Raw genomic sequence first — 2,504 nt, forward strand, 5'->3', positions numbered from 1 at the left:
CCCCCCCCCCCCCGCCCCCCCCCCGGCGGGCCCCGGGGGGCGTCCGGGGGCCGCGGGCCCTCCTCGCAGAACCGCGGGGGGGGCGGGTGGGGGGGCGGCCCCCCGGGGCCCCCCCCCCCCCCTCTCTCCTGTTCCCGACTGACGGCGGGCAGCTGCCGGCCGTCAGCTTTTACGAGATCAGCGCCTAGGCCTTGTCCGCCCCACCGCCGAGCTCGTCCTCATCGTCGTTCTCGTCGTCCTCATCACGCTCGTCATCGTCGCCCTCGGGGGCGTCGTCGACGGAGAGGACGGATCCGTCGACTTCGACGATCTCCACGGCCTCGTCGTCACCCAGGGCATCGACGAACTCCACCCCGTCCAGCTCGGCGAGCCGGTCCGACGCGTCGGTCGAGCCGTCCTTGTCGGCCTCCAGGGCCTTGCCGAACCACTCACGGGCCTCGTCCTCGCGGCCCGCCTCCAGCAGCGCGTCCGCGTACGCGTAACGGAGACGCGGCGTCCACGGCTGGATGGAGTTGGAGGCGAGCTCGGGGCCCTGGAGCGTGACGATGGCGGCATCGATCTGCCCCATGTCCCGACGGGCACCGGCAGCCACCAGCCGCATCTCGACCTGGCCGGCCTTGTCCAGCTTCTGCACCTCGGGCTCACCGGCCATGGCCATCGCCCGCTCGGGCCGGCCGAGACCGCGCTCGCAGTCCGCCATGACGGGCCACAGGTCCACGGACCCGGTCATCCGACGGGACGCCCGGAACTCGGCGAGCGCCTCCGCGTACTTCTGCGTCGCGTAGGCGGCGAACCCGGCCGCTTCCCGCACGGCGGCGACACGCGAGGCCAGCCGCAGAGCGATACGGGCGTACGCGTACGCCTCCTCCGGGTCCTCGTCGATCAGCCGGGCCACCATGACGAGGTTGCGCGCGACATCCTCGGCAAGGGTCTTCGGCAGGCTCATGAGCTCCTGGCGTACGTCCTTGTCGATCTCGTCGCCGGTGACGTCGTCGGGGATGGGCAGCCGCTTGATCGGCTCCCGGTCCCGGTCCCGGTCGTCCCGGCCACGGAATCCGCCACGGTCGCGGTCGTCACGCTGCCCACCGCGGTAGCCACCACGGTCCCCGCCCCGGTCCCGGTCGTCGCGGCGGAAGCCACCGCCCCGGTTGTCATCACGCCGGAAGCCGCCACCGCTGGGGCGGTCGTCATCGCGACGCGGCCCACGCGGCCGATCGTCACGACGCTCGAACCCACCACCGGACGGGCGGCCACCACGGTCATCACGCTGCGAACCACCGCGGTAACCACCACGGTCATCATCACGACGAGGCTCACGATCCCGGTCGCGGTCCCGGTCGTCCCGACGGAACCCGCCACCGGAGCCGCCACCACGGTTGTCATCACGCCGGAAGCCACCACCGGTGTTTCCGCCCCGGTCACGGTCGTCCCGACGGAACCCGCCACCGGAGCCACCGCCCCGGTTGTCGTCCCGACGGAAGCCGCCGCCGCTGGGGCGGTCGTCATCGCGACGCGGCCCACGCGGCCGATCATCACGACGCTCAAACCCACCACCACTGGGACGACCACCACGGTCATCATCACGACGGAACCCACCACCGCGATCCTCACGGCGGAACCCACCGCCGGAGCCGCCACCCCGGTTGTCGTCACGACGGAAGCCGCCGCCGCTGGGGCGGTCGTCATCGCGACGCGGCCCACGCGGCCGGTCATCACGACGCTCAAACCCACCACCGGACGGGCGGCCACCGCGATCGTCACGCCGGAAGCCACCACCGGAGCCACCGCCCCGGTTGTCATCGCGGCGGAACCCGGCACCGGCCTTGCCGCCACGGTCATCACGGGGGAAGCCGCCGCCGCTGGGGCGGCGGTCGTCATCGCGACGCGGCCCACGCGGCCGATCGTCACGACGCTCAAACCCACCACCACTGGGACGACCACCACGGTCATCATCACGACGGAACCCACCACCGCGATCCTCACGGCGGAACCCACCGCCGGAGCCGCCACCACGGTTGTCGTCCCGACGGAACCCGCCACCGGAGCCACCGCCCCGGTTGTCGTCACGACGCGGTCCACGATCCCGGTCGTCACGGCGGAAACCGCCACCGGAGCCGCCGCCGGTCGGCCGGCTGTCGTCGCGACGGGGGCCTCGGTCGTTGTCGCGGCGCGGTGCTGCGGAACCGGACCGGTCGTCACGACCACCGCGGTAACCGCCCCGGTCACCACCGTCCCGGCGACGCGGCTCGCGCTCCGGACGATCGTCGGGAGAGTTGGTGGACATGGGTGTGACTCCTGTCTTCGGGTACCACAGACATTCTCGCGCAGCCGACGGTCCGACGCGCTTCGACAAAAACAAAAGGACCCCTGGTCCCAGCGTTGAACGCTGGGACCAGGGGTCCTTGAAAGATTGTTCGGCGGCGTCCTACTCTCCCACAGGGTCCCCCCTGCAGTACCATCGGCGCTGAAAGGCTTAGCTTCCGGGTTCGGAATGTAACCGGGCG

At 72.1% G+C, this 2,504-nt stretch carries 2 protein-coding genes and 1 rRNA gene; all 3 read right to left on the reverse strand.

Features of this window, described 5'->3' with window-relative positions; translation table 11 throughout:
* Window positions 1-184 precede the first annotated feature (184 nt).
* Window positions 185-946 (reverse strand): tetratricopeptide repeat protein, encoded by a 762-nt coding sequence (locus tag ACFW9Z_RS31970; protein ID WP_384646275.1) that lies wholly within the window; start codon window positions 944-946, stop codon window positions 185-187.
* Window positions 943-2,229 (reverse strand): hypothetical protein, encoded by a 1,287-nt coding sequence (locus tag ACFW9Z_RS31975; RefSeq protein WP_384646278.1) that lies wholly within the window; start codon window positions 2,227-2,229, stop codon window positions 943-945. Before ACFW9Z_RS31975 ends, ACFW9Z_RS31970 begins: the two co-directional genes overlap by 4 nt.
* Window positions 2,230-2,412: 183 nt before the next feature.
* Window positions 2,413-2,504: ribosomal RNA gene (gene rrf / locus ACFW9Z_RS31980) — 5S ribosomal RNA — on the reverse strand; the annotation flags it as partial.

This window comes from Streptomyces sp. NPDC059452 (assembly GCF_042750035.1).
Lineage (GTDB): Bacteria > Actinomycetota > Actinomycetes > Streptomycetales > Streptomycetaceae > Streptomyces.

Coding starts and splice junctions, on each gene's coding strand:
- ACFW9Z_RS31970 (WP_384646275.1), bottom strand. CDS start 946: ATGAGCCTGCCGAAGACCCTTGCCGAGGATGTCGCGCGCAACCTCGTC.